We start from the raw sequence: 1358 nt of genomic DNA, 5'->3' as shown, positions 1-1358 counted from the left end.
GATTTGTGTAAAGGGAATTTTATGAAATATAAACAAGCCAGAGAATAGGGAGTGTTTACATGGAAAATAGTATACGCTACACAAGTGAACACCCTACAGATTTTAATGGATTATTATCCTTATACGAATCTTTAGGATGGAATTCTCTTAAATTAACGGTTAACGAGTTAGAACGAATGTGTAAGCAAAGTTGGTATGCAATTTATGTTTTTGATGATAAGAGGTTAGTAGGGATGGGGCGTGTCATATCAGATGGAGTCATAACAGGCATTATTTGTGGAGTTGGTGTATTGCCAAAATATCAGTCTAGTGGCATCGGAAAAGAAATAGTGAAACGATTAATCCAGCACTGTGAACAAAACAAGGTTATTCCACAACTTATGTGTGTAGAAAAATTGCAATCTTACTATGAATCTATAGGGTTTGAAGCATTCTCTATTGGGATGACAAAACATATTATAAGATAGAGGTGCTTTATCCTGCTATTTGTCGGGTAGTAAAACCCCACGGATTAAAGTTTCACTTTATATTTTCAGTTTACTTGTACATATTTTCAAACTTCAACATAAAGGAGAATGGCTGTATGGAGATTGCTAAAGGAGTAGAAATGTTACAACTTGAATTTCAAGAATTTGTTATTCATCCAATTCTTTTATGGAATGATGAAATGGCAGTATTAATAGATACGGGTTTCCCAGGACAAATTGAAGATATACAAGTAAAGATGGAAAAGGTTGGGGTATCATTTGATAAGTTAAAAGTCGTGATTTTGACGCATCAGGATATTGATCATATAGGTAGTCTGCCAGAATTGTTGCAGCGCTGTCGAAGTAATATTAAAGTTTATGCGCACGAACTAGATAAGCCATATATCGAGGGGGATTTACCTTTATTGAAGGACGGAAATGTAGAGAACCGCCCAAAAGGAAAAGTGAGTGATACTGTGATTGACGGGCAAGAACTTCCGTATTGTGGTGGAATACTAATTCTTCATACTCCAGGGCATACTCCGGGTCATATTAGTTTATATTTGAAACAAAGCAAAATTCTTATTGCAGGAGACTCTATGTATAGTGTGAATGGGATGTTAGGAGGAATTCACGCCCCAACAACTATAAATATTAAGGAAGCACAGCAGTCTTTGAAGAAGTATTTAAATTTACATATTGAATCTGTAGTTTGTTACCATGGGGGATTTAGTAAGGGGAATATAAATGTTCAACTTCAAAATTTGTAAAAGTTAAAGTGAAATTTTTTGTTAAACAGCATTGAAGTATAATCTGATTATTAGTATATAAATAAATTATAAAAGAGCATGTTTGAAAAAAATCAAACATGCTCTTTTATTAAAGCAAATC

Annotated in this window: 2 protein-coding genes; both read left to right on the top strand. The window is 33.8% G+C overall.

The genetic code is table 11. The features are described from left to right. Positions 1-59 precede the first annotated feature (59 nt). Positions 60-467, top strand: a complete 408-nt coding sequence (locus ABWK52_RS24650; protein ID WP_000431735.1) for a GNAT family N-acetyltransferase — start codon at positions 60-62, stop codon at positions 465-467. A gap of 116 nt (positions 468-583) precedes the next feature. Then, positions 584-1237 carry an MBL fold metallo-hydrolase gene (locus tag ABWK52_RS24645; RefSeq protein WP_087967871.1) on the top strand — a complete coding sequence of 218 codons (654 nt, stop codon included), beginning with the start codon at positions 584-586 and terminating at the stop codon, positions 1235-1237. The last annotated feature ends 121 nt before the right edge of the window (positions 1238-1358 follow it).

It is taken from the genome of Bacillus sp. AP50 (assembly GCF_040492675.1).
GTDB classification, from domain to species: Bacteria; Bacillota; Bacilli; order Bacillales; family Bacillaceae_G; genus Bacillus_A; species Bacillus_A cereus.
Note: the sequence above shows the minus strand (reverse complement) of the source record. Positions and strands in the feature narration are given on the sequence as shown.